Genomic DNA, 24,200 nt, shown 5'->3' with positions numbered 1-24,200 from the left:
AGACATGACGACAGTGCTTCCAGACCTTCGCCCCGGCGGCGGCCGGTCGCAGCAGGCGGTCGGCATGCCCGAGCTGCTGCAGGTGATCTGGCACGAGACGCGCACGAGCCGCGCGGCGATCCACCGCGCCCGGCCCGACACCCGCTGCGACCTGCGGATCAGCGCTTCCGCCCCGGACCGGGAGCTGATCGGCACGATCCTGCTGGACGGCGACTGCGCCTGCCGCGACCTCCTCGTCGACATGCTCGTGGAATGCGACCGGCACCTGTCCGACCGGGCGGGCCTGCTCGGGAACCCGCTGGGTGCCGCGCGCGTGCACGTGCGCAAGAAGGCCGTGCACGACTGGATCCGGCGGCGCCGGACCGAGGTCGGCGCGCAGGCCCGGGTCGACCGGATCCGCACGTCGGCGCTGGCGCTCGGCCTGCCCGACGAGTTCCACCGCGCCCTGCTGGAATACCTGGCCGACGAGGCGGGCGTGATGGCGCCGCTGGACAGCGAGGACGCCCTGCACCGCAGGCTCGCCACCCGATGCGCGGCCGAGTTCGGCGGCGCGGCGGAGCACTACCGCGCGCGGGTCGCGGCCGGCATGACCCTCGTCGAGCGGCACTGCCGCTCCGGGACCCGGGTCAACGCGGGCACCGCAGCCGAGCCGGACAAGGTGACCTGGTGGGAGCGCTACATCGAGCGCCCGATGGGCCGCAGACCGCGACGCACCGACAAGCCGCTCGTCACCGCCGCCCCGGAGTGCGGCGACGGAACCCACCAGCCGCCCGAGCCGGCCAGTGCCGACGCCGCGGACTTCGACGCCCAGGTCGTCGCGGTCCTGGTCGCCGCCCTCCGCCGCCAGCCCGTCACCCCCGACGCGGCGCTGCGCGCCGGGCTCGACGACCTGGTCTCGCAGGGCCTGCTGCCGCAGCGGTGCGCCATCGAGCTGTGCTCCGACTGCAACCGCTTCGCCTTAGCAGCCAAGGAATTGTCCGCGCTGCGCTGACGCTTCGCCCCCTTCCCGAAGCATTCGAACGGCGAAAGGGGCGAAGATGCACCGAGGTCTGCCGCGGCTCTCCCGGCGGGAGGGCGGAAGGACCGTTCAGGGGCGGAGGGCGGTGGTCGTCCTGACGTTCACCGGGAACATCGGCACGATCTCCGCGGCGATCGGCGCGGCGGCGAACACGCCGATGCTGGTGCAGGTGCTGCTGGTGCTGGCATTCGCCGCGGCAGTGGGGCTGCTCGCCTACGGGGCGGGCCGCAGCCGGCACCGCGCCGGACCGGCGGCGCGTCGCGTCCTGCACCTGCGCATCGGGCGCGGCCGCGACGATCTGCCCGAATGACCCGCAGAACCCTTGTCCGGCAACACGATTCGCACTCCGAGGCCGGGACGGCCCGGCGGGCTACGCTTGCTCGCCCGGGCCGGCGCCCGGAACGTCGCGCCGCAGGATCACGATCCCGCGGTCCAGGTCGACGTCCTGGCTCGGCGGCGCGCCCTGGGCTTCGTCGTCGCGCATCATCGACATCGAGTCCCGGTGGTCCAGCTCCATCCGCTTCGTCCCGTAGAGGAAGGCCGTGACCTCGTCGACGTAAGCGCCTGCCAGCGGGGTGCCGGAGCGCTTCCGGCGCCGCTTCTGCAGCAGCTCGTACGCCCCGACCGCGACGACCAGCAGCACGCTGCCCGGGATGGTCCACAACAGCGCTGCCTCCACCGAGTCCACGCAACACGAACGATCCGGCAACGGCCCGTGTTCCCGCCGGTCGATCAGCTGCCCGCGAGATGCGCCGCCAGTTCGAGGTTCGCCACGGCCTCGGCGGGGGTGCGCCGGCCGTGCCCGCAGGCCGCCGCGACCCCCGCGACGCGCTGACCGAGCGCGGCCTCCGCCAGCGACAGCGCTTTCGCGGACAACTCGGGTTGCCGCTCGTCCACGCAACCGGCGATCACCTCGATGCCGCGAACGAGCCCGCGGAGCGGGGCGTAGGCGGCGGTGTCCGCCAGCGGCGGCTGGTCGCCGTGGGCCATCGGGATGTGGACGGCCGGCATCCGGCGGCCGAAGACGCGCAGGCGCGCGGCCAGCGCGTTGATCACCAGGACCGCCGGCCCGAGGTCCTCGGGGCCGAACAGCGACACGTGCCCGAGATCGCCGTGGCAGAGGTGCAACGTCCACCGCGCGCTGCTCGGCGCCGAAACGATCACGCGCGCGAGCTGGAACGCCAGCAGGTGCGCGAGCACCGGCCGCACCCGTTCCGGCGCGCGGTGCAGGGAGTAGAGGACCGCCGGGGATTCCAGCTGCAGCGCCACTTCGTCCGTCCCGTGGCGTTGCGCGACGGCGGCCACCTCGGCGGAGATCATCCGCTCGAAGAGCGGGAAGTACCGCAGCACCCGCGCCGGGGCGCCGAACGTGAACAGCGCGAGGTCCAGCGGCGATGGCACGCTGACCTGCACCGGCGGCAGCGACCCTGGACCGGTGTCCAGCTCCCGCCGGGACGCGACCGCCGGGGAGACCTCCGCCAGGCGGCCCAGCTCGACGTCCTCGACCGTCAGCCGGTGCCCCCGCCGCACCCGGTAGAGCGGCATGTCCGCGTAGCTCGCGCACTCTCCCGACCGGACCACCTCGAACGCGGGCACCTGCGCCCGCGACATCAGGAAGCGGACGATCCAGCGCGGATCGGCGTCGCACGGCACCGCGCTCAGCCGGGCACCGGCGGAGTGGTCGAGCACCCACCGCATCCGCGTCCGCGGGTCGGGATCGAGGCCGTTCGGCAGCGAACCCACCAGGTGCACGAAGCGCGGCGGGGCGGTTCGCAGGCCAGCGGCGGCGCGGGCCTGCGGTGCGGGATCGAGTCGCGAAGTCATCTGGGACCTCCGTGCGTTCTGCGCGGCGAGCGGCCGGCTCGGGAATGGTGATCGGCGACGATTGGGCCGTTGCGGCTGTGGCACGGTGCCCGGTTCACAACCGGGAGTGCCTCGAAGGTCGGCGGGAACGTCCGGTCCGGCACCGCTTGCGGGCGACCGGCTTCCGGCGAATCGTTGTGGTGGAACGATTCGATGATCGCATCGCGCCGCTCCGGGTGTCGGGCGCCGCCGGGGGAATCGGCCGCAAACCATCCGGTCCGGTGACGGGCACATCGACACCCCACGAGCGGGCGACGCACCACAGTGGACTGATCCACTTCATCATCTACAGTGGACGACTAGCCCGGACCGAAAGGCGGCTGGCCATGGGACTGATCGAGGCGGTCGGCCTGGTGCTGCACCCCGCGCGGCACCGCCCCGACGTGATCGGGACGATCGCGACCTGGGCGCGCGCCAGGGACATCGAGGTGCTCGGCACCCCGGCGGAAGTCGCCGGCTACGACCGGCCGATCACCGCCCTGCCGCCCGCGCAGCTGGCCCGGCGCTCGAATCTCCTCGTCAGCCTCGGCGGCGACGGCACCATGCTCCGGGCACTCCGCCTCGGCTGCGAACACCGGATCCCGGTGCTCGGCGTGAACCTCGGGCGGCTCGGCTTCCTCGCCGAGATCGACGTGCCCGAGCTGGACGAGGCGCTGTGCGCCATCGACGAGGACCGGTTCACCGTCGAGACCCGCTCCGGGCTGCGGATCAGCACCGCCGACCGCGAGGTGGTCGCGTTCAACGACATCGCGCTGGTGCGGGTGCCCGGCCACGGCATGGCCCTGGTCGAGGTGCAGGTGGAGAGGCACCCCTTCGTCAGCTACGCCGCGGACGCCGTCGTCGTCGCCACGCCCACCGGCTCGACCGCCTACAGCTTCTCCGCCGGTGGCCCGATCATCTCCCCCGGCGTCGAAGGCCTGCTGGTCACGCCGGTGGCGCCGCACTCGGTCTTCAACCGCGCGCTCTTCCTGTCGCACCGGGAGGAGCTCGCGCTGCGCGTCCTGCCCACCAGCAGCGAGCTGGGCGTGGAGGTGGACGGGCAGCTGGTCGCGCACCGGTCGGCGGGCACGGTCCTGGACATCACCGTCGAACCCGCCGCCGCCCGGGTGGTGCGGCTCGGCCGCACCACGTACTACCAGCGCGTGCAGCGCAAGCTCCACCTCACCGGCTCGGCGGCCGAAACCACCTGAGCCGCGCAGGCACCGGTCAGGACCTGGCCTTCCGGGCCTTCTGGTTGGCGTGCTTGCGGGCCGCGAAGCGGTGCGCCTCGTCGAGCAACCGCCGCACCTCGTCGGCGGTGTCCGGCCCCGGGTTCACCACGCACACCCAGTACTGGGAGGCGTAGTGCGGGTGCGGCATGACCTGGTCTCGCGCCGCGTAGTCGAACTCCGTGACGAGCACGCCGCTTTCGTCGCGAGTCGTGGGCGCCGGGCCGAACCTCTTCGTGTAGGTGTCCTTGGTCAGGCCGATGTTGATCCGGTACGCGCCCGGGTGGTCGAGGTCGGAGACCGCCTCGTAGTGGTCGCCGGTCACGATCGTCGCGAACGGCAGCCAGCGGTCGTCGGGGAGATCGCCGTCCGGGTCGTGGACGAAGAACGCGTCCCCGGCGTGCTCGACGGCTCGGACCCCGTCGAAGGTCTCCTCGATGTATCGCTTCGCGTCGGTGGCGTCCACCGGCAACCTCCTCGTTCTCACCGGTCTCGGTCCTTCAAGTTTCTCATTGAAGATGCTTTTGAGACTTTTCCAGGAAACCCAGAGCTCGATGCCGGAGAACCTTCAAATCGCAATTCATGACCCGCGGGTGCCGGACCGGGCCGCGCGGGGCCGGTGGTAGTTGTTGCTCATGCACGCACCGGAAGTGATGCTGGGGATCGACGTCGGGACGACGGCCGTCAAGGTCGCCGCCTTCGGCCTGGACGGGACGCCGGTCGCCGCGCACACCGCGGGCTACCCGATCGCCCGGCCGCGGCCGGGCTGGGCCGAGCAGGACCCGCTCGACTGGTGGCGCGGGTGCGAGGCCGGCATCCACGCCGTCCTCGCCGGGCTCCCGGCGGGCGCGGTGCGCTCCGTCGGCGTCGTCAGCCAGGTGAACACCCACGTCTTCGCCGACGAACAGCTGCGCCCGCTGGCGCCGGCGATCATCTGGCAGGACCAGCGCTGCGCCGAAATCGCCCGCGAGCTCGACGCGCGGTTCACCCCGGCGGAGAAGACCCGGATCTGGGGCGGGCCGATCGTGCTCGACGCGTCGTTCGTCGGGGCCCGCGCGGAGTGGTTCGCGCGCGCCGAACCGGCGAAGTGGGCCCGCACCCGGTGGGTGCTCAGCCCCAAGGACTTCGTGATCGCGAAGCTCACCGGCCGGCTGGCGACCGACCAGCTCTCCGGGGTCCGCGTGGCCGGCTCCGCCGGGTACCTCCCCGAAGCCGTGGGGGTCGTCGACGGGCTCGCCGAGAAGCTGCCGGAGATCCTCGAACCCGAGGCCCCGGTCGGTCGCGCGACCCATCCCGCGCTGGGCGCGGCCGAGGTCGCGGTCGCCACGATGGACGCGTTCAGCGCCGTCTTCGGCAGCCGCACGACCGAGGCCGGGCGCGGCATGGTGCTGTGCGGGACGTCGCTGGTGGTCGCGGGCGCGTCGCACGAGTCGGTGCCGGTCGGGGAAGTCGTCACGTTCCCGCCGCGGAACGGGCTTTTCGTGCACGCGGGGCCGACGCAGGCCGCGGGCGACGCGCTGCGCTGGTGGGGCGAGGTCGCGGGCCTGAGCATCGAGGAGGTGCTCGCCGCCGCGGCGACCGGAACCCCGGGAGTGGTCTTCACGCCGCACCTGATGGGCGAACGCGCCCCGCTGTGGGATTCCGACGTGCGCGGCAGCTTCTTCGGGCTGAGCTCGGCGACGTCGACGGCCGACATGTCCCTCGCGGTCCTGCAGGGCGTGGCGATGTCCGGCCGGCACGTGCTCGACGCGGTGGAGCGGGCCTGCGGAAACCCGCTGTCGTCCCTGACCTTCTCCGGCGGCGGCGCGCGAAGCGACCTGTGGACGCAGATCCACGCGGACGTCTTCCAGCGCCCCGTCGAGCGGCTGCGGGTGCACGACAGCGCCGTGCTCGGCGCGGCCCTGCTCGGCGCCGTCGGCGCGGGCATCTACCCGGACATCGAGACCGCGGCCGCCGAAACCGTCGCGGTGGACCGCGTCTTCGATCCCGCACCCGGCGCCGGCCGCCTGGCTCCCCTGTACGAGGCCTACCGCGGCTCGCACGCGGCCCTGCGCGATCTCCACGGCCACCTCGCGGAATGGCGAGCCGCGAACGCCTGAGGAACGAGCCTGTCACAACTCGGGGCGCTCCCACGTCCTATCGGCGAAAGCGCCCGTCCCCGATCGAACAGGGAGCGAACATGATCGAACCGTGGTGGCCGCTGGCCGTGCTGGCCGTCGTCCAGTTCGGCGATGCACTCCTGTGCATCAAGCCCGTCGCCTTCGTCCGCCAGTGCCTCGTCGACGTCGGCTTCCCCGAGCGGTTCTGGTGGCTGCTCCCGACGCTGAAGGTCGCGGCCACCGCGGGGCTGGTCATCGGCATCTGGTTCCGCCCGCTGGCGATCCTGACCTGCGCGGCCCTGGTGCTGTACTTCCTGATCGCGTTCACCTCGCACGTCCGCGCGAAGGACTTCGGCCGGAACCTGTTCCTCAACTGCACCGGCATGCTCGTCGCCTGCGGCGCGGTCCTGGTCTTCAGCATCGTCGCCTGACCACGCCCGGGGGCCGGCGCGGATCGACCACCGATCCGCGCCGGCGTGGAGTTGCGCGGCCCCGGCACCGGAAAAGCGTTGCCGCGCAACCGGATCACCGGGCGGCTCAGGCCCGTCGCAGTGCGTCCGCGTCCTCGAAGGTGAGCGCCTGGTAGATCGCGGAGAGCAGCTTGAACGCCTCGCCGTGGCCGGTGCTCCCGCCGCACGGCGCGCCCTCGTCCTCGCGATCGGCGCCGGTGGAAGGGCGGACGGACGTGGCCACGGACGCGATGATGCTGTTGCAGAGCGTCGCGAGCCTCCTGTGCTGCTCCTCCGGCGAGAGGGAAGCGAGCGCGCCGAAGAGCGCCTTGGTCGCCTCCCCGGGACCGAGGCCGCTTTCGTGTTCGGGGAACCGGATGTTGAACAGCGGAACTTCCTCGCCGGTCCGGAGCTTCGCCGGGTCCGGTTCCACGCGGAGCTGGCCGACGAGCTCGGTGAGCGTGATGCTCCCCGCCTCCACCGTCTCCCCCACGCTCGTTCGCAGAGCTTCCTCCAGGTTCGGAAGCTTGGGCGCCATCTCTTGCTCCTCGGGTAACGGCGTTCGCGGATCGGGTGCGCACACCCGGTCCGACCGTACGAACGCGGCACCGGCCACGCAGGCCGAAAGCGGACGCATTCCCTCCTCTGCCGGTGAAGATCACCGGCACGTTTGATGATCAGCACCGCGGGCCAACCACGGGAGGTGGACGGTTCGGGGCGGGGCGATGTCGCGGGAAAGGTTCCGCGCAGCCTGCGCATCGCCGCCGCCGTGGGGTGGCGGCTGCTGGTGCTGGTCGCCGTCGCCTGGGTGCTGTGGCAGATCTTCAGCCTGCTCTACGGCGAAGTCATGTCGGTGGCGGTGGCGGCACTGCTGGCCGCGCTGATGTCGCCGGCGGTGCGCTGGCTGGTCCGCAGAGGACTGAACCGCACGCTCGCGACCACCGTGGTGCTCGTCGGCGGGCTCGCCGCGCTCGGCGCCGTGCTGGCCGTGGTGATCAACACGCTGGTCGCGGGGCTGGCCGGGCTGAGCGACCAGCTCGTGGCCAGCTTCGAGCAGATCCACATCTGGCTGATCCGGGGGCCGCTGAGCCTGAGCCAGCAGGAGCTCGACCAGGTCTTCCAACAGCTTTCGGAGGCCCTGCGAATCGACCGGGGCGGCCTGCCGACAACCGCGCTGGCGACCACCGGCACCCTGCTGCGGTTCCTCGCCGGCGTGCTGCTCGGCCTGTTCACCCTGTTCTTCTTCCTCCGCGACGGCGACTCGATCTGGCGGTTCCTGGTGCGGGTCACGATGCCGCGCGCGATCCGGTTCCGGGTGCGCACCGCGGGCGAGGACGGGTTCACCACACTGGTCGCCTACATCCGCGCGACCGCGGCGGTGGCGTTCATGGATGCCGCCATGATCGGCATCGGCGCCACCGCGCTGGGCGTGCCGCTGCCGTTCGTGCTCGCAGTGCTGGTCTTCCTCGGCGCCTTCGTGCCCTACATCGGCGGGGTCGTCACCGGCAGCCTGGCGGTGCTGGTCGCGCTGGCCGCCAACGGCGTGATCACGGCGCTGATCCTGCTCGCCGTGGTCGTCTGCGTGATGCAGCTGGAAGGGCACGTGCTGCAGCCGCTGCTGCTCGGGCACGCCGTGCGGCTGCACCCGCTGGCCGTCGTGCTCAGCGTGACCGCCGGTTTCACCCTCGCCGGCGTCGGCGGCGCGGTCCTGGCGGTGCCGCTGGTCGCCACGGCGAACACCGTCATCCGCGCCCTTCACGAACAGGCGCGGACGCCCCCGGAACACGGCGGCAACGGCCACCACCAGCCGTGACGCAGGAATGACCACCGCGCGGAACGGGTACTGCCGGTGCACGCCCGAAGTTGTGTGGAGGGACGCCGAACGATGCATACCGAACCCGTGCACGCGCCGGACCTGTCGCAACGATCCACCGCGCGGCTCGTCCGCGACGTCGGCGAGCAGCTCGCGCGCCTGGTCCGCACCGAAGTGCGGCTGGCGCAGATCGAGTTGCGCAGCAAGGGCAAACAGGCAGGCATGGGGGCGGCGCTGATCAGCGCCGGAGGCGTGCTGGGACTGCTCGGCGGCGCCATGCTCATCGCGACCGTGGTGCTCGCGCTGGACATCGTGCTCCCGGCCTGGCTCGCCGCCCTCATCGTGGCGGTCGCGCTGCTGGCACTCGCAGGTGTCGCGGCGCTGGTGGGGCGATCGCGGCTGAAGCGCTCTTCGGGCGCGCTGCCGGAATCCCTGGAGTCGATCAAGCAGGACTACCGCGATCTGGGCGAGGCGCTCAAGCGATGACCAGACGTCGTGAGGAGGAGCAGGAGCGCGCCGGGCTCCGGGCCGAGCACGACCTGACCCTCCACGAACTGGGCAACACGCTCGACGAGCTCATGCGCCGCGCGGACATCCGCGGCCGGTCGAAACGGGCCCTGAGCGATGCCCTCGCATGCGCGGGCGAGCGCGCGGCTCGACTGATGCGCGGACCCGCGAAGCCCTTGCTGGCGATCGCACTCGTCGCCGGGGGCGTGCTCGCCTACGCGATGACCAGGATGCTCCGCAGGCCGGGGCGGTAGTGCCGGGTCAGATCCGGACGACGTCGGCGGAGACGAGGCCGGTCGTGCCGAGCTGGCGCCGCGGACGCCGGGTCCCCCACGGGCCGCGGATCGCGATCCGGTCGCTCGGCACCGGGCAGGCGCGGCGGCCTTCGACCGGCCGGTGAAGCACGACGTCGTTGCCGGACGTGGCGTGACTGGGCACAATCCTCACCCCGAGAATGGTGGTTGCGGCTCAAGAACGCAGCGGTCGGACAAGCGCTGCTTTAACCATTGTGCAACACGAGGCCGTTGTGGTAACGCCCGGCCCGCACACCCGACGCCATCAGGTGTTATGGACACGGAGAGCTACCGCGTGCAGCGGTCGCCGGAAGGCGGTTCGATGAAGATCGTTTCGTTGGAGACCTTTTCGGTCGCGCCCCGCTGGCTGTTCCTGGCCGTGCGCACCGACGAGGGCATCACCGGCTGGGGCGAGCCGGTCGTGGAGGGCCGCTCCGCGACGGTCGCCACCGCCGTCGAGGAACTCTCCGACCACCTCCTCGGCCAGGACCCGTTCCGCATCGAGGATCACTGGCAGGTCATGACCAGGGGCGGCTTCTACCGGGGCGGGCCCGTCCTGTCCAGCGCGGTGGCCGGCATCGACCAGGCGCTGTGGGACATCAAGGGCAAGGCTCTCGGCGTGCCCGTCCACGAGCTGCTCGGCGGCGCGGTGCGCGACCGCGTCCGCACCTACTCGTGGATCGCCGGCGACGAGCCGGACCGGGTCGCAGACCACGCCCGGGAACGCATGCAGGAGGGCTTCGACGCGGTCAAGATGAACGGCACCGGCAGGGTGCGCGCGCTGGAGTCCAAGGCCGAGCTCGACCTCCTGGTGGGGCGCGTCGCCGCGGTGCGGGAGGCGATCGGCGACCGCGCCGACATCGCCATCGACTTCCACGGCCGGGTCTCCCCCGCGCTCGCCCGCGAGGCCTGCCGGCTGCTGGAACCGCTGCACCCGCTGTTCGTGGAAGAACCGATCGTGCCGGAGCTGACCGCCGACTTCGGGCGGATCTGCGCGTCCACCACCGTGCCGATCGCCACCGGGGAGCGGCTGTACTCGCGGTGGGACTTCCGCGACGTGCTCGGCTCGGGCATCGCGGTCGCGCAGCCGGACCTGTCGCACGCGGGCGGGATCTCCGAGGTGCGCCGGATCGCGGCGATGGCGGAGGCGCACGGCGTGTCCCTGGCCCCGCACTGCCCGCTGGGTCCGATCGCTTTCGCGGCATCGCTGCAGATCGACTTCGCCTGCCCGAACGCGCTGATCCAGGAGACCAGCCTCGGCATCCACTACAACACCGGCTCGGACCTGCTGGACTACCTCGTCGACGCGAGCGTCTTCGACTTCCACGACAGCCACGTCGACCGGCTCACCGGACCGGGCCTGGGCATCGAGGTCGACGAGGCGGCGGTGCGCCGAGCCGCGGAAATCGGACAGCGCTGGCGAAACCCGTTGTGGCGAAACGAAGACGGCTCCCTAGCGGAGTGGTGACCGACCAGAACGGCAAGCCTTTTTCATTGCCGCAGAATCCGAAAAGCCGAATCATCCTCAGTGGACTGAACAACTCGCTCGCCCCGGAACTCGGATGGTCACGATGCCCCGACCGCGCCCTTTTCAGCGTCTGGGGGACAAGGCACGCAGCCCGAACGGGGCACGATCGACCACAGCCCGATACACGGCGGCCGGGGGTGACACACATTGGGGGCGCAGGCCCTGCTGGACACCCGGATGCAAGGCAAGTTCCCAGTCGCACCACCCTTTTCAAGCAATGAGGAGATTGAGAATGCGCACCACCGCCAAGCTCGCCCTTGCCGCCGCCGCATCCACCGGCCTCCTGCTGGGCGCCCAGGGTCTCGCCAGCGCCGACGAGAACCCCTTGTGGCAGCAGCCCCAGCAGCAGGAACAGCAGCAGCCGCAGCAGCAACAGCAGCCGCAGCAGCCGCAGCAGGAACAGCCGCAGCAGCAGCAGGGGAACGCCTGGAACGACACCAACCAGGGCTCCGGTTGGGGCGCCCAGAACGACGCCCAGCAGGACATCAGCCCGTCGGCTTGGGCGCTTTGGGGTGCCTGGACCAGCTGAGGGCAGTGACCTCGGCGTGATCACGACCTGATTCGCACCGGAAAACCTTCGAGGGGCGCCGCGCACCGGCGCCCCTCGAAGGCTGTCGAGCCGAAGAACGCGACCAGCGGGCGCTCGCGCAGTCGAAAACCGTTGTCAGGCAGCCGATTCCACCTCTCGGACCAGGTCGATCGCGCGGCCCAGCGTGGTCAGGCGTTCGTCGAGGGTTTCGCCCGCCGGGTAGAGCCGGACGGTGTCCACGCCGGCGTCCTGCCAGACGCGCAGCCGGTCACGGACCATCTCCTCGGTGCCGATCAGCGTCGTGCCGAGCACCATCTCGTCGGTGACCAGCGCCGCCGCGCCGTCGCGGTCACCGGCCTGCCACCGCTGGCGGACCTGCGCCGCCACCTCGGCCCAGCCCTGGCGGCTGTAGGCGTTGTTGTAGAAATTCGTGCCGGCCGAGCCCATCCCGCCCAGGGAGAAGGCCAGCTTCTTCTTGCGGTCGACCAGCATCCCGCGCAGTTCGTCCGCGTCGGCGGCGAAGGCGACCTCCGCGCCCTGGCAGACGTCGAGATCGGGCCGGGTCCGCCCGGCCTCGGCCAAGCCCGCGTCCAGGTGCGCGAAGTAGGCCTCGGTCGCGCCTTCGGGCACGAAGCTGGTGCCCAGCCACCCGTCGGCGATCCTGCCGGTCAGCCGGAGCATCCCGGGCGACAGCGTCGCCAGGTAGATCGGGATGTCGTGCTCCGCACGCGCCGACAGACGCATCGGCCGCGCATCGCCGCCGGGCAGCGGGATCTGGAACTGGCCACCGGAGAAGGAGATCTTCTCGCCGGACAGCGCCGCCCGGATGACCTCCACCGTCTCGCGCATCCGGGCCATCGGCTTCGCGAACGGCACCCCGTGCAGGCCCTCGATCACCTGCGGGCCCGACGGCCCCAGGCCCAGCATGAACCGGCCCGCCGACAGCTGCGACAGGGTGATCGCCGCCTGCGCGATGGCCACCGGGGTCCGGGTGCCGAGCTGGATGATCCCCGAGCCGAGCAGCAGGCGTTCGGTGCGCGCCGCCAGGTAACCAAGCGTCGACGGCGCGTCGGAACCCCACGCCTCCGCCACCCAGACGATGTCCAGGCCGAGCTTCTCCGCCTCCACCGCGAACTCGACCGGCTCCGTCCAGTCGGCGCCGCCCGATGCCTCGATCGACGTGGCCGTGCGCATCAGGAGTCCACCTTCCCCTCGGCGAGTTCCTTGATCGCGGCGAGGTTCGTGGCAATGGAGGTCTCGAACTCCCGCAACCGCACGAATACGATCTTCTGCTCCTTCTCCGGCATCTTGTCGATCGCCAGCGACAGCCCGGAACGGCCGGGGCCCAGCCGCACCCACTGCCGCAGCACCGCGCCGCCGTCGGCGGGCTCGACGGTGAACCGCCAGGTCGCACTCGGGTCGTCCGGATCCTCCACCGCCCAGGCGAAGACCCGCGCCGACTCGAACTCGACGATGTGGGAGGTCGTCGACCACTCGCCGAGTGCGGCGTGCTTGTTGTGGCCGACGAACTTGGCGCCCAGCGCCGGGCCGGTCGCCCCGTCCGCCCACTCCACCGACTGCAACTCCGCGCTCAGCCGCGGCATCAGCTCGATGTCGGACACCAGCTCCCACACCCGATCCGGCGGGGCGTCGATCCACGTCCGCAGCTCCACCGTCGGTCCGTCCGCATACCTCGCGCCCGTCCACTCCACCGGCCGACCTCCTCGTCGCTTCGACCCCTACCAGGGCGTTGAACACGAGAGTTGCTTAACAAGACTCGCATGTCAAGGGTCACAAGCGCGCGCTCCGGCGACTTGGTTCAGCGCGCGAACCGGCGCTGGACGTCCGGCCGCTCGGCGAGCTTGGGCGGATATCCCGGCCCCAGCCGCTTGCTCGTCTCCGCGGACTTCAACGGCTCGCCGCACACCGAACACACCACCTCGGCGTGGCAGTCGTGGCCGCAGCGGTCGTGGTGCATGGTCACCGGCGGCCCCTCCTCGCCCGCGAGCCACTTGTCGCCCCACCGCGACATCGCGGCGAGGACACCGAAGAAATCGCGCCCCTTCTCGGTCAGCACGTAGTCGTAGCGCACCGGGAAGCTGTCGTACTGCCGTTTCTCCAGCAGTCCTTCGTCCACCAGCCGCCGCAACCGCTCCGAAAGCGTGTTCCGGGCGATGCCCAGTTCCTGCTGGAACTCGTCGAACCGCTTGATCCCGTAGAACGCCTCGCGCAGCACCAGCGGAGTCCACCAGTCACCCAGCAGATCCATCGTCCGCGCGATCGAGCACGGCCACCGTGCGAAGGAAGTACGCCTCATGCCGGTGAGACTACAAGTCCCACGACGCAACCCACCTGCTGAGCGCGCCGGTCAGCGCAGCGCGGTCACCTCCAGGTCCGCCAGGAAGCGGTACGGCCGGTGGTCCAGCAGATCGCCGAACCGCTTGCGCAGCCGGGACATCTCCGCGCGCACCGTGATCGTCCGGGTCCGGTCCCCGAACAGCTGCCCGGCGAGCTCGGCGGCGGTCCGGCCCGCCCGGTTCTCGGCCAGGTCGAGCAAGATCTCCGCATGGCGCCCGCTGAGCCGGTACGTCCAGTTCCCGGAATTCCGGTGCACGGTCAGCGCGGCGCGACCCGACCGCCGCACGTCGACCACCACGCGGGCCGCCGACGGCGCGTCCGGCTCGCAGGGGCGCAGCAGGATTCCCTCCGGCAGCGGTTCGAGCGAGCAGGCGCCGAACGCCGGCAGCCACGCCTGCTGCGAATCCAGCCGATCCGGCAGCGCGATGCGGTCCAGCGGCGGCAGGCCGGTCGAGGCGGCCACCCAGCCGTTCGGGTCGACCACCAGGGCCTGCCCATCGATCTTCGCCAGCAGCGGCGCGGCCACGGCGCGCAGCCGGTCCAGGCTGGTGCGGTGCGCATCACGCAACTTCGCCTCCGCCAGCCCGGCCACCGCCCGGACCAGCGCGAGGGTGCTGGGATGCATGGTGCCAGCCGGCCCGCTGACGTCCACCGCGCCGAGCAGCCGTCCGTCGCGCGGGTCGCGGATCGGCGCGGCCGCGCAGGTCCACGCGTGGTGGCTGCGCACGTAGTGCTCGGCCGACCGGACCTGCACCGGCACGCCTTCGACCAGCGCCGTGCCGATGGCGTTCGTGCCCACCGCGTCCTCCAGCCAGCACGCGCCCTCGACGAACCCGAGGCGATCGGCCCGGCGGAACACCCCCGGCTGTCCGTCCCGCCACAGGACTCGTCCCTCGACGTCGACGACGACCACGATGTGCCCGGCGCTCTCGGCCGCCGGGACCAGGCCGCTGCGCAGCACCAGCAGCGCGTCCTCGGTGATGCCGCAGGTGACGCGGCGGCGCTCGACGTCACCTGCGGACACCGGCCGGCTCCCCGCGCCGTGGTCGGGGTCGATGCCCTGGCGGCGCGCGCGGTGCCAGGACTCGACGATCAGCTGCCTCGGCGAAACCGCCGGGCGGCAACCGCTCACCACGGCGTCGTGCGCGCGGGCGACCGCGCGGGCGTACTGCCGCGAATCCGCCCCCACGGGGAGCGCGGTCTCGTCGAGGCGATGGGTCCGCATGGCCAACTCCTGCCGCTCCCGCAACAACGCTGTGTTGCCCGCATCACGTCGCCATAGGAGACGACCGAGCCGGGCAGATGCGCAAGAGTTGCACGGGGTTGCATCCCGCGTCGAGGCCTTCGAGCCTCCGCGCGATCGATCCACAGAGGACGCGCCCTTGCCGAGAAGATCATTGCCACTGCGCGACATTCCGGATGCAACCTGCTGCAACGCTGGTCCGCGCTTCCGAAATCCGCTTACGTTTGCCGACCAAGAGCCACGGCGGGTCTGCACATCGCCAGGTCGCCGGACCGCACGCGGAAGAGGAGCGAGATGGCCTTGAACAAGCAAGAGCTGCTGCGCGCTTATCGAAGGATGTCCGAGATCCGCGCGTTCGAGGACCGCCTGCACGAGGAGAACGCCACCGGCGACATCCCCGGGTTCATCCACCTGTACTCCGGGCAGGAGGCGATCGCCGTCGGTGTGTGCGAGAACCTGCGGGACACCGACTACATCGGCTCCACGCACCGCGGCCACGGGCACTGCATCGCCAAGGGCTGCGACATCCGGGGAATGATGGCGGAGATCTTCGGCAAGGACGACGGCCTGTGCCACGGCAAGGGCGGGTCGATGCACATCGCCGACCTGTCGGTCGGCATGCTCGGCGCCAACGCGATCGTCGGCGGCGCGCCTTCGCTGGCGATCGGCGCCGCGTTGAGCGCCAAGACGCTGCGCAATGGCGGCATCGCCGCGTCGTTCACCGGCGACGGCGGCTCGAACCAGGGCACCACCTTCGAAGCCATGAACATGGCGGTGGTCCTCAGGCTGCCGATCATCTTCGTCATCGAGAACAACGGGTTCGGCGAAGCCACCGGCACCGAATACGCGGTCGGCGCGCCGGACATCGCCGCCCGGGCGGCCGCGTTCGGGATGCCCGCGGTGAAGGTCGACGGCACGGACTTCTTCGAGGTGCACGAGGCCACCCGGCAGGCCGCCGAGCGGGCCCGCGACGGCGGCGGGCCGACCACCATCGAGGCCCGGGCGAACCGCTTCTGGGGCCACTTCGAAGGCGACGCGCAGCTGTACCGGACCCCCGAGCAGGTTGCGGAGCTGCGCCGGACGCGGGATCCGCTGCAGATCTTCCGGGACCGGGTGGACCGGAAGAAGGCCACGGCGAGGGAGCTGGAGGCCATCGACGAGGAGTCCCGGGAGCTCGTCGGCGACGCCGTCGCCCGGGCCCGCGCCGCCGCGTACCCGCCGATCGAAAACCTGCTCACCGACGTCTACGTCTCGTACTGAAGGGCTGGCGACGATGACCACGTCAAAGAAGACGTACCGCGAGGCCGTGAAGGACGCCCTCTGCCAGGAGATGGAGCGCGACGAGACCGTTGTGCAGATCGGCGAGGACCTGCGCGGCGGCCACGCCGGCACCAACCCGGACCTGGAGACGAAGAAGGTCGAGGCGTTCGGCGGCGTCCTCGGCGTCACCAAGGGCCTGTGGACCCAGTTCGGTTCCGAGCGCGTCATCGACACGCCGATCACGGAGTCCGCGATCATCGGCATGGCGGCCGGGGCGGCGCTGACCGGCCTGCGGCCCGTGGCCGAGCTGATGTTCATGGACTTCTTCGGGGTCTGCTACGACGCGCTCTACAACCAGGCGGCGAAGTTCCGCTACATGTTCGGCGGCAAGGCGCGCACGCCGATGGTGATGCGCGGCATGATCGGCGCGGGGTTCTCCGCCGCCGCACAGCACTCGCAGTCGCCGTACAACGTGTTCGCCGCCGTGCCCGGCCTGAAGGTCGTGGTGCCGTCGAACGCCTACGACGCGAAGGGGCTGCTGATCCAGGCCATCCGGGACGACGACCCGGTCGTGTTCTGCGAGCACAAGACCCTCTACGACACCAAGGCCGAGGTGCCGGACGAGCCCTACGCGATCCCGTTCGGGGTGGCCAACTACACCCGGCAGGGCACGGACGTGACGGTGATCGCCCTGTCCGCCATGGTCGGCGCCGCCAACGACGCCGCCGACAGGCTGGCCGCGGAGGGCATCTCGGTCGAGGTCGTGGACCCGCGGACCGTCTCGCCGCTGGACGAGGAGGGCATCCTCGAATCGGTGGCCGCCACCGGCCGGGTGGTCGTCGTGGACGAGTCGGCGGCGCGCTGCGGTTTCGGCCACGACGTGGCCGCGCTCATCGCCACCAAGGCGTTCGACTCGCTGCGGGCACCAGTCGAGCTGGTGACGCCGCCGCACACGCCGGTGCCGTTCTCCCCCAAGCTGGAGAAGGCCTGGTTGCCGGACGCGGCCCGCATCGAAACCGCGATCCGCAGGCTGGTGGCGAACTGATCATGAGCGACATCAACCTGATCGAAGTGCCGAAGTGGGGCCTTTCCATGGAGGAGGGCACCATCACCAAGTGGCTGGTCGACGAGGGCGCCGGGTTCCGCAAGGGCGACGCGATCTGCGAGGTCGAGACCAGCAAGATCACCAACGAGATGGAGGCGCCCTTCGACGGGGTGCTGCGCCGCATCCTCGCGAAACCGGGCGAAACGCTGCCGGTGGGAGCCGCGATGGCGGTGTCGGCGGACGCCGGCGTCCCAGACTCGGCGATCGACGAGTACCTGGCGGCGAACGGCTCCCCCGCGCCGGAACCCGTTGCGGCAAAAGCAGTTCCGCCCTCCACAGAGGTGGCAGCACCGGCGCCGGTTCCGACGCCCGGCACGACCGTCATCCCGGATTCGCTGGCGGGCTCGACGAACGACGACGTCTTCGCGACGCCGCACGCGCTCAAGCTCGCGACGAAGCTCCGGGTCGACCTGGGCAAGGTGACCGGCACCGGCCGCATCGGCCGGATTTCGGTGGCCGACGTCCACGCCGCCATCCGCGCGGCGGGCGGCACGGTCGCAGAACCGGTCGCACCCCAGCGCAACGGCACTCCGGCACAGTCCGCACAGGACGACAGCGGGGTCAACGCCACCCCGGTGGCGCGGCGCCTCGCGGCGAGCCTCGGCATCAACCTGCACGACTGCCGGGCCACGGGTGCGCGCGGCCGGGTGTGCGTCGCGGACGTCCGCGAAGCGGAGCGGAAGTTCCTGCCCGCTGCTGACCCCGAGGTCCGCGAAGCCGCCCCGGCCGCTCCGGAATTCGAGATCGTTCCGCTCGATTCGATGCGCAAGGCCATCGGCCGGCGGCTGCAGGCCTCGAAGCAGAACTCCCCGCACTTCCGGCTGACCGCGGACCTGGAGATCGACGCGCTGCTCGCCCTGCGGAAGCAGATCAACGCCACGGTGCCGGCGGTCAAGCTCTCGGTGAACGACTTCATCGTCAAGGCGTGCGCGGCCGCGCTGCGCAAGGTCCCGGACGTCAACGTGCAGTTCGACGAGGAATCCCAAGCGGTGCTGCGGTATTCCGCAGCCGACATCTCCGTCGCAGTGGCGTTGCCCGCCGGCCTGATCACGCCCATCGTGCGCGGCGCCGACACCAAGTCCCTGGCCGACATCTCGGGCGAGGTGCACTCCCTGGTGACCAAGGCCAAGACCGGTCGGCTCCAGCCCGAGGAGTTCCAGGGCGGCACCTTCACGGTCTCCAACCTGGGCATGTTCGGGGTGCGTGAATTCGACGCGATCATCAACCCGCCGCAGGCGGCGATCCTCGCGGTCGGCTCCGGCGAGCAGCGCCCGTTCGTCGAGGACGGACAGGTCATCGCCCGGACGGTGCTGACGGTGACGCTCTCCTGCGACCACCGCGTGATCGACGGCGCACTCGGCGCGACGTTCCTGCGGGAGCTCAAGCGTTTCGTCGAATCACCGGCCCTGATGCTGGTCTAGTGCTGCGCAGCAGGGCGATTTCGCCCGGAATCAGCGGTCCTCGTGCGGACGGGGCGCCGATCTCGCGTGAAATCGCCGCATTCGATCGAGGTTCATGGACCCAGGACACGAGGAGAAAGCGATGGGCGAGAAGTACGACGTGCTCGTCGTCGGCGGCGGCCCCGGCGGCTACGTGGCGGCCATCCGCGCCGCCCAGCTCGGGCTGCGCACCGCCGTCGTCGAACGCGACCGGCTCGGCGGCATCTGCCTGAACTGGGGGTGCATCCCGACCAAGGCGCTGCTGCACGGCGCGGACGTCGCCCACACGCTGGCGAACCTACGACCGCTGGGGTTCACCGCGAGCGGCGTGGAGTTCGACATGACGCAGCTGGTGGCGTTCAGCCGCTCGGTTTCGGACCGCCTCGCCGGCGGCGTCGAATACCTGATGCGGAAGAACGGCATCGACGTCGTCAGCGGGGCCGCCCGGCTGGTCGGCAAGGGCGTGGTCGAGGTCGGCGGCGAGCACCCGGCGACGCTGCGCGCGGACCACGTGATCCTGGCGACCGGCGCGCGGCCCCGGGCGCTGCCCGGGGTGGTGCCCGACGGCGACCGGGTCTGGACGTACTTCGAGGCGCTGGTGCCCGCGGAAGTCCCGAAGTCCTTGCTCGTCATCGGCTCCGGCGCGATCGGGGTCGAATTCGCCAGCCTGTACAACGATCTCGGCAGCGAGGTCACGCTCGTCGAGATGGCCCAGCAGGTCATGCCCGCCGAGGACGCCGCGGTCGCCGAGCACGTGCGCAAGAAGTTCGAGAAGCGCGACATCCGGGTGCACACCGGCGCATCGGTGTCCGAGGTCGCCGTGGCGGCCGATCACGTGACCGCGACGCTGAACCTCGCCGACGGCGCGGCGGAGCGGCTCACCGCGGAGCGCGTCCTGGTCGCGGCGGGCGTCGAGGGCAACGTGACCGGGCTCGGACTCGAAGAGCTCGGGGTCGAGGTGGAACGCGGATTCGTCCGAACCGACGCTTGGTGCCGGACCAACGTGTTCGGCGTCTACGCGATCGGGGACGTGGCGGGCGCCCCGTGCCTCGCCCACAAGGCGAGCCACGAAGGCGTGGTGTGCGTCGAGAGGCTCGCCGGGGTCGAGCACGTGAAACCGCTGGATCCGGCCGGAATTCCGGGCTGCACCTACGCACGACCGCAGGTCGCCCGCCTCGGCCTGACCGAAGCCCAGGCCCGGGAGACCGGACGTCCCCTGCAGGTCGGCCGGTTCGATCTGCAGGCCTCCGGCAAGGCGATGGCCATCGGCGAGGCGGACGGCTTCGTCAAGACCATCTTCGACGCCGCCAGCGGCGAACTGCTGGGCGCGCACTTGGTCGGCCCGGACGTCACGGAACTGGTCCAGGGCTTCGGGATCGCCGGCTCGCTGGAGGCCACGGTCGACGATCTCGCCGAGGTCGTCTTCGCGCACCCGACCCTGTCGGAGGCCGTGCACGAATCGGTCCTGGCAGCCCTGGGCAGGCCGCTGAACGCGTGACAACTTCCGCGGGGCCCGGCACACCCGGGCTCCGCGGATCACGAGATGCGTTGCAGGCGGATCGGCAGGCCGTCGGTCGGCATCGGGCCGGTCCCGTAGCGCATCCGCGGCTCGTAACCGGCCGGGACGGTCCACCGGAACCGCAGCAGCAGCTGGTGCATGATCGCCTTGAGCTCCATGCCGCCGAAGTGCATCCCGATGCACTTGTGCACGCCGCCGCCGAACGGCGCCCACGCGTAGCGGTGCACCTTGTCCTCCCGGCGGTGCTCGGCGAAGCGCTCGGGATCGAACTCGTCCGGCGCGGGCCACCACTGCGGCATCCGCTGCGTCGCGTAGAGCTGGGCGACCACCCTGGTGCCCGCCGGGATGTAGTGGCCGAGGATCTCGGTGTCCGCGACCGCCTGCCGGAACAGCCCGCCCACCGGGGCGTTGAGCCGCATGACCTCCTTCAGCACCATGTCCAGCAGCGGGAGCCCCTCCGGATCGGGCCGGTCGATGGCCGGTTTCCCCAGCGCGCGGGCCTCGGCGCGGAGCCGCTCCTGCCACTCGGGATGCCTGCCGAGGTAGTAGGCCGCCATCGCGAGCGTGATCGTGCTGGTGTCGTGCGCCGCCATCAGCACGAAGATCATGTGGTTGACGACGTCGTCGTCGGAGTACCGCTCGCCGTCGTCGGTCTCGGCCCGGCACAGCACGCTGAACAGGTCGCTGCCCGTTCCGGCGCGTTTGGCGGGGATGCGCTCCCGGAAGTACTCCTCCAGCAACCGCCGCCCGCGCAGCCCGCGCGCCCAGGTGCCACCCGGCACGTCGGCGCGCACGATCGCCTGACCGCCGTGCACGGCCGCCACGAACGCCTCGGCGATCCGGTCCGCTTCGGCGCCGGGGCGTTCGCCGACGAACACCTCGGTGGCCAGGTCCAGCGTGAGCCGCTTCGCCGCGGTGTACACCGGGAACCGGTCGCCCGGCCGCCACCGCGCCAGGCCGCGCTCGATGGCCGGCGTCATCGCGCCGAGGTAGTCGGCGAGGCGTTCGCGGGTGAACGCCTGCTGCATGATCCGGCGGTGGTGCAGGTGCTCCTCGAAGTCCATGAGCATGACGCCGCGGCGGAAGAACGGGCCGATCAGGTAGTCGTAGAAACCCTCGTTGCCGAACGCCTTCTCGCGGTTGGCCGCCACGACCTCGACCGCGTCCGGCCCCATCACGGTGACCACCTCGGTGCCGAGCATCCCGCCCCACGACACCGGTCCGAACTCCGCGTACCGGCGGCGCGAGGCCTCCAGCAGATCGGTCAGCACGCTGATGGTGTGCCCGATGACGGGCAACCCGTAGTCGCCGAGCACCGGCTTCAGCCCCGAGCCGGGCGGCGGCGCGGCCAGCGGCCGGACCGGGGACGCGAGCCGCTCGGTGCGGGAAATAGCGGACTGCAGCTGCCTTTTGAGCGCATGGGCGATCACCGGCGCACCTCCCGACGGCGCGGAGCACCTCCATTCCACGGAAGCACAACACCGCCGGAAACCTCATCGGCCACCAGCCCGAACCCGCTACGCCGAACGGCCCGCCGCCTCCAGGCGCCGCGGCTCGGGATCGGATGACGATTTCGCGCGAAATCGGCACCCGGCAGGCGTGGAAAACGCCGATTTCGCGCGAAATCGCCGCGCCGCCGGTCAGACGAGTTCGTCGTCCTCGGAGGTCCGGGTGTAGATGGTTTCGCCGCGCAGGACCGTCCGCAGGCAGCGCGGCTGCGGCGCGCCCGGGGAGAGGTCGGGCAGGCCCGGCACTCCCGCTCGCGGATCGGTGGACCACCGCTGCACGCGCGAATCCGGTGCCGCCACAACGAGTTCCCCGGCATCCCACACCGCGTAGGTCGCGGGCGCGCCGGGCACCAACGTGCCCGTGATGCCGTCGTCGACGCCGGCGGCCCGCCAGCCGCCCCGGGTGTGCGCCGTGAACGCCGCCCGCTGCGAGATGCCGAAACCGGCGGTGCGGTGGTGCACCGCCGCCTGCACCGCGCGCCACGGATCGACCGGCGTCACCGGCGCGTCCGAGCCGAACGCCAGCAGCATGCCGTTGGCGGCGAGCTTCGAGAACGGGTTGAGCCGGGTGCCGCGCTCGACGCCGAGGCGCCGCGCGTACATGTCGCCGGGACCACCCCAAGCGGCGTCGAAGGACGGCTGGACGGACGCCACGACGCCGAACCTGCCCAGTTCCGCGGCCTGCTGCTCGTCGACCATCTCCAGGTGTTCCAGCCGGTGGCGCAGGCTCGCCAGCGCGGGCGCGCCCACGATCTCCGCCGCCTTGCGGAAACCGTCGCAGACCTCGGCCACCCCGGCGTCGCCGATCACGTGGAACCCGGCCTGGATCCCGGCCCGCGTGCACTCCACCAGGTGCTCGGCCACCGCGTGCGCGTCGAGGTAGAGCACGCCCGCCGTCGTCCGGTCGTCCGCGTAGGGCTCGCGCAGCGCCGCGGTGCGCGAACCGACCGCGCCGTCGACGAACAGGTCACCGGCCAGGCCGCGGACGCCGAGCTCGCGGGCCCGCTCCACCGCGCCCAGTTCGCCCCAGTAGCCGACGACCTCGGGCACCCCACCCTGCGCGGAAAGCGCCAGCAGGTCGGCCAGGTCATCGGCCCCGGAGATGTCCGGCCCGCCGCATTCGTGCACGCACGCCACGCCCTGCGAGGCGGCGTGCTGCAGGAAGGCCAGCTGCGCTTCCTTGCGCTGCGCGGCACCGAGAGCCTCCCGCGCGGCGCGGCGCACGTGGTGGTGCGCAACGCGCGTCAACGGACCGCGCTCGCTCCAGCCTTCGGCGTCGCGGGTCAGCGGCGCCCGGTCCACCAGCGTCGTGGACACCAGTGCGGAGTGCACGTCTATCCGGGACAGGTAAACCGGCGCGCCCGCCGCGGCGCGGTCGATCTCGTCGCGGGTCGGGGGCCGTCGCTCCGGCCACCACGTCTCGTCCCAGCCGTGGCCCCACACCAGCGTGCCCGGGTACTCGGCGACGTGATCCCGCAGTGCGTGCAGGAATTCCGTCAGCGACGCGCAACCGGTCAGGTCGAGGCCGTTGAGCAGCAGGCCGGTGGAGGTCGCGTGCACGTGCGCGTCGACGAAGGCAGGCGCCACGAACGCGCCTTCGAGGTCGATGACCTCGGCGTCGGGATGCAGCGCACGGCCGACCTCGTCGGCGCCGACCCACGCGATGGTGCCATCGGTCACGGCCATCGCGGTGGCACCGGCGTCGGCGGGCGAGTGGATCCGCCCGCCGAGCAACAACGTGGTCTCGGACATGTCCTTCGTGCTTCCCCGTTCCGGGTTTCCAACTGCGCAGGTCGAGATCGGCGAAGCGGGTCGTCGCACGCCCCCGGCGAACCCGGCCGCGATCGTTCTGGCGAGCTTACCCGCCGCCCGGGACCCGCCGACGGCACGCCGACCCGATCACCTGCGCGGGCTGCCGTCCGGCCGTTCTGCCTGCGCAGATCGTTGCGGCGGCAGCAACTCCGGCCCGGTCGCGGTCGGCTCGTCGTCCTCGGTGACCGAAACCACCTCGCCGTCGATGACGTCCTCGCCGGGCGCGGTCGCGCCCTGCCTGCGGTAGGCCCGCTGGGTGTGCAGCCACATCTGGTCCTGCATCGCCTTCGACCGCCGCTCCGCCGCGCGCAGCATCCGGTTGCGCAGCAGGGCGCGGGTCGGCGGGAACAGGCACAGCAGCCCGGCGATGTCGCTGATGAAACCGGGCATGATGATCAGGATCCCGGCGGCGGCGATGAGCACGCCGTCGGAGAGCTCCTTCTCCGGGGGCCTGCGCTGGCGCGCGGCTTCGCGGAACTCCTGCAGGGTGCGGCGGCCCTGCCAGCGCACCAGCCAGGTCCCCAGCACGGCGGCGGCGATCAGCAGGCCGATGGTGGGCAGCACCCCGATGGCCTGGCCGATGGCGACCAGCACGGCGATTTCGACCACACCGGCGACGAGGAGAAGAACGAGGATCGGCACGGCGCGG

At 71.6% G+C, this 24,200-nt stretch carries 26 protein-coding genes; 14 read left to right on the top strand and 12 right to left on the bottom strand.

Annotated features, from left to right (window positions below):
* The first annotated feature begins 4 nt into the window (after nt 1-4).
* Both E1288_RS03815 and E1288_RS03810 read left to right on the top strand, forming a co-directional pair.
* Entirely contained in the window at nt 5-991 is a 987-nt protein-coding gene (locus E1288_RS03815; protein ID WP_132480762.1) for a hypothetical protein, read from the top strand.
* A 46-nt stretch (nt 992-1,037) separates the two neighbouring features.
* A complete protein-coding gene (locus E1288_RS03810; protein ID WP_132480759.1) occupies nt 1,038-1,328 on the top strand; it encodes a hypothetical protein in 291 nt (96 codons plus the stop codon).
* 60 nt (nt 1,329-1,388) lie between these two features.
* Here E1288_RS03810 and E1288_RS03805 read toward each other — a convergent pair whose 3' ends face one another.
* The gene (locus E1288_RS03805) at nt 1,389-1,706 is read right to left on the bottom strand and encodes a DUF6191 domain-containing protein (RefSeq protein WP_132480756.1); all 318 of its coding nucleotides are present in this window, start codon (nt 1,704-1,706) and stop codon (nt 1,389-1,391) included.
* A gap of 44 nt (nt 1,707-1,750) precedes the next feature.
* Entirely contained in the window at nt 1,751-2,842 is a 1,092-nt protein-coding gene (locus E1288_RS03800; protein ID WP_132480753.1) for a hypothetical protein, read from the bottom strand.
* 260 nt (nt 2,843-3,102) lie between these two features.
* On the opposite strand from E1288_RS03800, the gene E1288_RS03795 reads away from it, so the two are divergent.
* A complete protein-coding gene (locus E1288_RS03795; protein WP_235883316.1) occupies nt 3,103-4,071 on the top strand; it encodes an NAD(+)/NADH kinase in 969 nt (322 codons plus the stop codon).
* 16 nt (nt 4,072-4,087) lie between these two features.
* Here E1288_RS03795 and E1288_RS03790 read toward each other — a convergent pair whose 3' ends face one another.
* Nucleotides 4,088-4,555, bottom strand: a complete 468-nt coding sequence (locus E1288_RS03790; protein WP_132480750.1) for a DUF6194 family protein — start codon at nt 4,553-4,555, stop codon at nt 4,088-4,090.
* A 169-nt stretch (nt 4,556-4,724) separates the two neighbouring features.
* On the opposite strand from E1288_RS03790, the gene E1288_RS03785 reads away from it, so the two are divergent.
* On the top strand, nt 4,725-6,188 hold the full coding sequence (locus E1288_RS03785; RefSeq protein ID WP_132480747.1) for a xylulokinase: 1,464 nt from the start codon (nt 4,725-4,727) through the stop codon (nt 6,186-6,188).
* Between the two features lie 80 nt (nt 6,189-6,268).
* The gene (locus E1288_RS03780) at nt 6,269-6,619 is read left to right on the top strand and encodes a DoxX family protein (protein ID WP_132480744.1); all 351 of its coding nucleotides are present in this window, start codon (nt 6,269-6,271) and stop codon (nt 6,617-6,619) included.
* A 106-nt stretch (nt 6,620-6,725) separates the two neighbouring features.
* Here E1288_RS03780 and E1288_RS03775 read toward each other — a convergent pair whose 3' ends face one another.
* The gene (locus E1288_RS03775; RefSeq protein WP_132480741.1) at nt 6,726-7,175 is read right to left on the bottom strand and encodes a hypothetical protein; all 450 of its coding nucleotides are present in this window, start codon (nt 7,173-7,175) and stop codon (nt 6,726-6,728) included.
* 135 nt (nt 7,176-7,310) lie between these two features.
* Between E1288_RS03775 and E1288_RS03770 the strand changes: the two genes are divergently transcribed.
* From E1288_RS03770 to E1288_RS03760, 3 genes are all read left to right on the top strand, one after another.
* Nucleotides 7,311-8,450, top strand: a complete 1,140-nt coding sequence (locus E1288_RS03770; RefSeq protein ID WP_132480738.1) for an AI-2E family transporter — start codon at nt 7,311-7,313, stop codon at nt 8,448-8,450.
* Nucleotides 8,451-8,522: 72 nt separating this feature from the next.
* Nucleotides 8,523-8,936: a phage holin family protein gene (locus tag E1288_RS03765; RefSeq protein WP_132480735.1), complete on the top strand. Its 414-nt coding sequence runs from the start codon at nt 8,523-8,525 to the stop codon at nt 8,934-8,936.
* Nucleotides 8,933-9,211 carry a hypothetical protein gene (locus tag E1288_RS03760; protein ID WP_132480732.1) on the top strand — a complete coding sequence of 93 codons (279 nt, stop codon included), beginning with the start codon at nt 8,933-8,935 and terminating at the stop codon, nt 9,209-9,211. The genes E1288_RS03765 and E1288_RS03760 overlap by 4 nt, the downstream gene beginning before the upstream one ends.
* Nucleotides 9,212-9,218: 7 nt before the next feature.
* On the opposite strand, the gene E1288_RS03755 is transcribed toward E1288_RS03760, so the two are convergent.
* Nucleotides 9,219-9,404, bottom strand: coding sequence for a hypothetical protein (locus E1288_RS03755; protein ID WP_132480729.1), 186 nt, complete (start codon nt 9,402-9,404; stop codon nt 9,219-9,221).
* 168 nt (nt 9,405-9,572) lie between these two features.
* Between E1288_RS03755 and dgoD the strand changes: the two genes are divergently transcribed.
* The gene (gene dgoD / locus E1288_RS03750) at nt 9,573-10,718 is read left to right on the top strand and encodes a galactonate dehydratase (protein WP_132481088.1); all 1,146 of its coding nucleotides are present in this window, start codon (nt 9,573-9,575) and stop codon (nt 10,716-10,718) included.
* 292 nt (nt 10,719-11,010) lie between these two features.
* Nucleotides 11,011-11,307: a hypothetical protein gene (locus tag E1288_RS03745; protein WP_132480726.1), complete on the top strand. Its 297-nt coding sequence runs from the start codon at nt 11,011-11,013 to the stop codon at nt 11,305-11,307.
* Nucleotides 11,308-11,442: 135 nt separating this feature from the next.
* On the opposite strand, the gene E1288_RS03740 is transcribed toward E1288_RS03745, so the two are convergent.
* The 4 genes from E1288_RS03740 to E1288_RS03725 form a co-directional block, all read right to left on the bottom strand.
* Nucleotides 11,443-12,501 carry an LLM class flavin-dependent oxidoreductase gene (locus E1288_RS03740; RefSeq protein WP_132480723.1) on the bottom strand — a complete coding sequence of 353 codons (1,059 nt, stop codon included), beginning with the start codon at nt 12,499-12,501 and terminating at the stop codon, nt 11,443-11,445.
* Entirely contained in the window at nt 12,501-13,019 is a 519-nt protein-coding gene (locus E1288_RS03735; RefSeq protein ID WP_132480720.1) for an SRPBCC family protein, read from the bottom strand. The genes E1288_RS03740 and E1288_RS03735 overlap by 1 nt, the downstream gene beginning before the upstream one ends.
* 107 nt (nt 13,020-13,126) lie before the next feature.
* A complete protein-coding gene (locus E1288_RS03730; protein ID WP_132480717.1) occupies nt 13,127-13,624 on the bottom strand; it encodes a winged helix-turn-helix transcriptional regulator in 498 nt (165 codons plus the stop codon).
* A 51-nt stretch (nt 13,625-13,675) separates the two neighbouring features.
* Nucleotides 13,676-14,890 carry a helix-turn-helix domain-containing protein gene (locus E1288_RS03725; protein WP_132480714.1) on the bottom strand — a complete coding sequence of 405 codons (1,215 nt, stop codon included), beginning with the start codon at nt 14,888-14,890 and terminating at the stop codon, nt 13,676-13,678.
* A 312-nt stretch (nt 14,891-15,202) separates the two neighbouring features.
* Here E1288_RS03725 and E1288_RS03720 point away from each other — a divergent pair, with 312 nt between their 5' ends.
* The 4 genes from E1288_RS03720 (at nt 15,203) to lpdA (ending at nt 20,210) form a co-directional block, all read left to right on the top strand.
* Entirely contained in the window at nt 15,203-16,168 is a 966-nt protein-coding gene (locus E1288_RS03720; protein ID WP_132480711.1) for a thiamine pyrophosphate-dependent dehydrogenase E1 component subunit alpha, read from the top strand.
* A gap of 13 nt (nt 16,169-16,181) precedes the next feature.
* Nucleotides 16,182-17,213 carry an alpha-ketoacid dehydrogenase subunit beta gene (locus tag E1288_RS03715; RefSeq protein ID WP_132480708.1) on the top strand — a complete coding sequence of 344 codons (1,032 nt, stop codon included), beginning with the start codon at nt 16,182-16,184 and terminating at the stop codon, nt 17,211-17,213.
* Between the two features lie 2 nt (nt 17,214-17,215).
* Nucleotides 17,216-18,694, top strand: a complete 1,479-nt coding sequence (locus tag E1288_RS03710; RefSeq protein ID WP_132480705.1) for a 2-oxo acid dehydrogenase subunit E2 — start codon at nt 17,216-17,218, stop codon at nt 18,692-18,694.
* A 121-nt stretch (nt 18,695-18,815) separates the two neighbouring features.
* On the top strand, nt 18,816-20,210 hold the full coding sequence (lpdA, locus tag E1288_RS03705; protein ID WP_132480702.1) for a dihydrolipoyl dehydrogenase: 1,395 nt from the start codon (nt 18,816-18,818) through the stop codon (nt 20,208-20,210).
* Nucleotides 20,211-20,248: 38 nt separating this feature from the next.
* Here lpdA and E1288_RS03700 read toward each other — a convergent pair whose 3' ends face one another.
* From E1288_RS03700 to E1288_RS03690, 3 genes are all read right to left on the bottom strand, one after another.
* A complete protein-coding gene (locus E1288_RS03700) occupies nt 20,249-21,661 on the bottom strand; it encodes a cytochrome P450 (protein WP_235883315.1) in 1,413 nt (470 codons plus the stop codon).
* A gap of 210 nt (nt 21,662-21,871) precedes the next feature.
* On the bottom strand, nt 21,872-23,491 hold the full coding sequence (locus E1288_RS03695; protein WP_132480699.1) for an amidohydrolase: 1,620 nt from the start codon (nt 23,489-23,491) through the stop codon (nt 21,872-21,874).
* Between the two features lie 147 nt (nt 23,492-23,638).
* A complete protein-coding gene (locus tag E1288_RS03690; RefSeq protein WP_132480696.1) occupies nt 23,639-24,193 on the bottom strand; it encodes an FxsA family protein in 555 nt (184 codons plus the stop codon).
* Nucleotides 24,194-24,200 lie beyond the last annotated feature (7 nt).

The sequence above is a fragment of the Saccharopolyspora elongata genome (assembly GCF_004348985.1).
GTDB classification, from domain to species: Bacteria; Actinomycetota; Actinomycetes; order Mycobacteriales; family Pseudonocardiaceae; genus Saccharopolyspora; species Saccharopolyspora elongata.
This window is presented reverse-complemented; position numbering and strand designations above follow the sequence as displayed.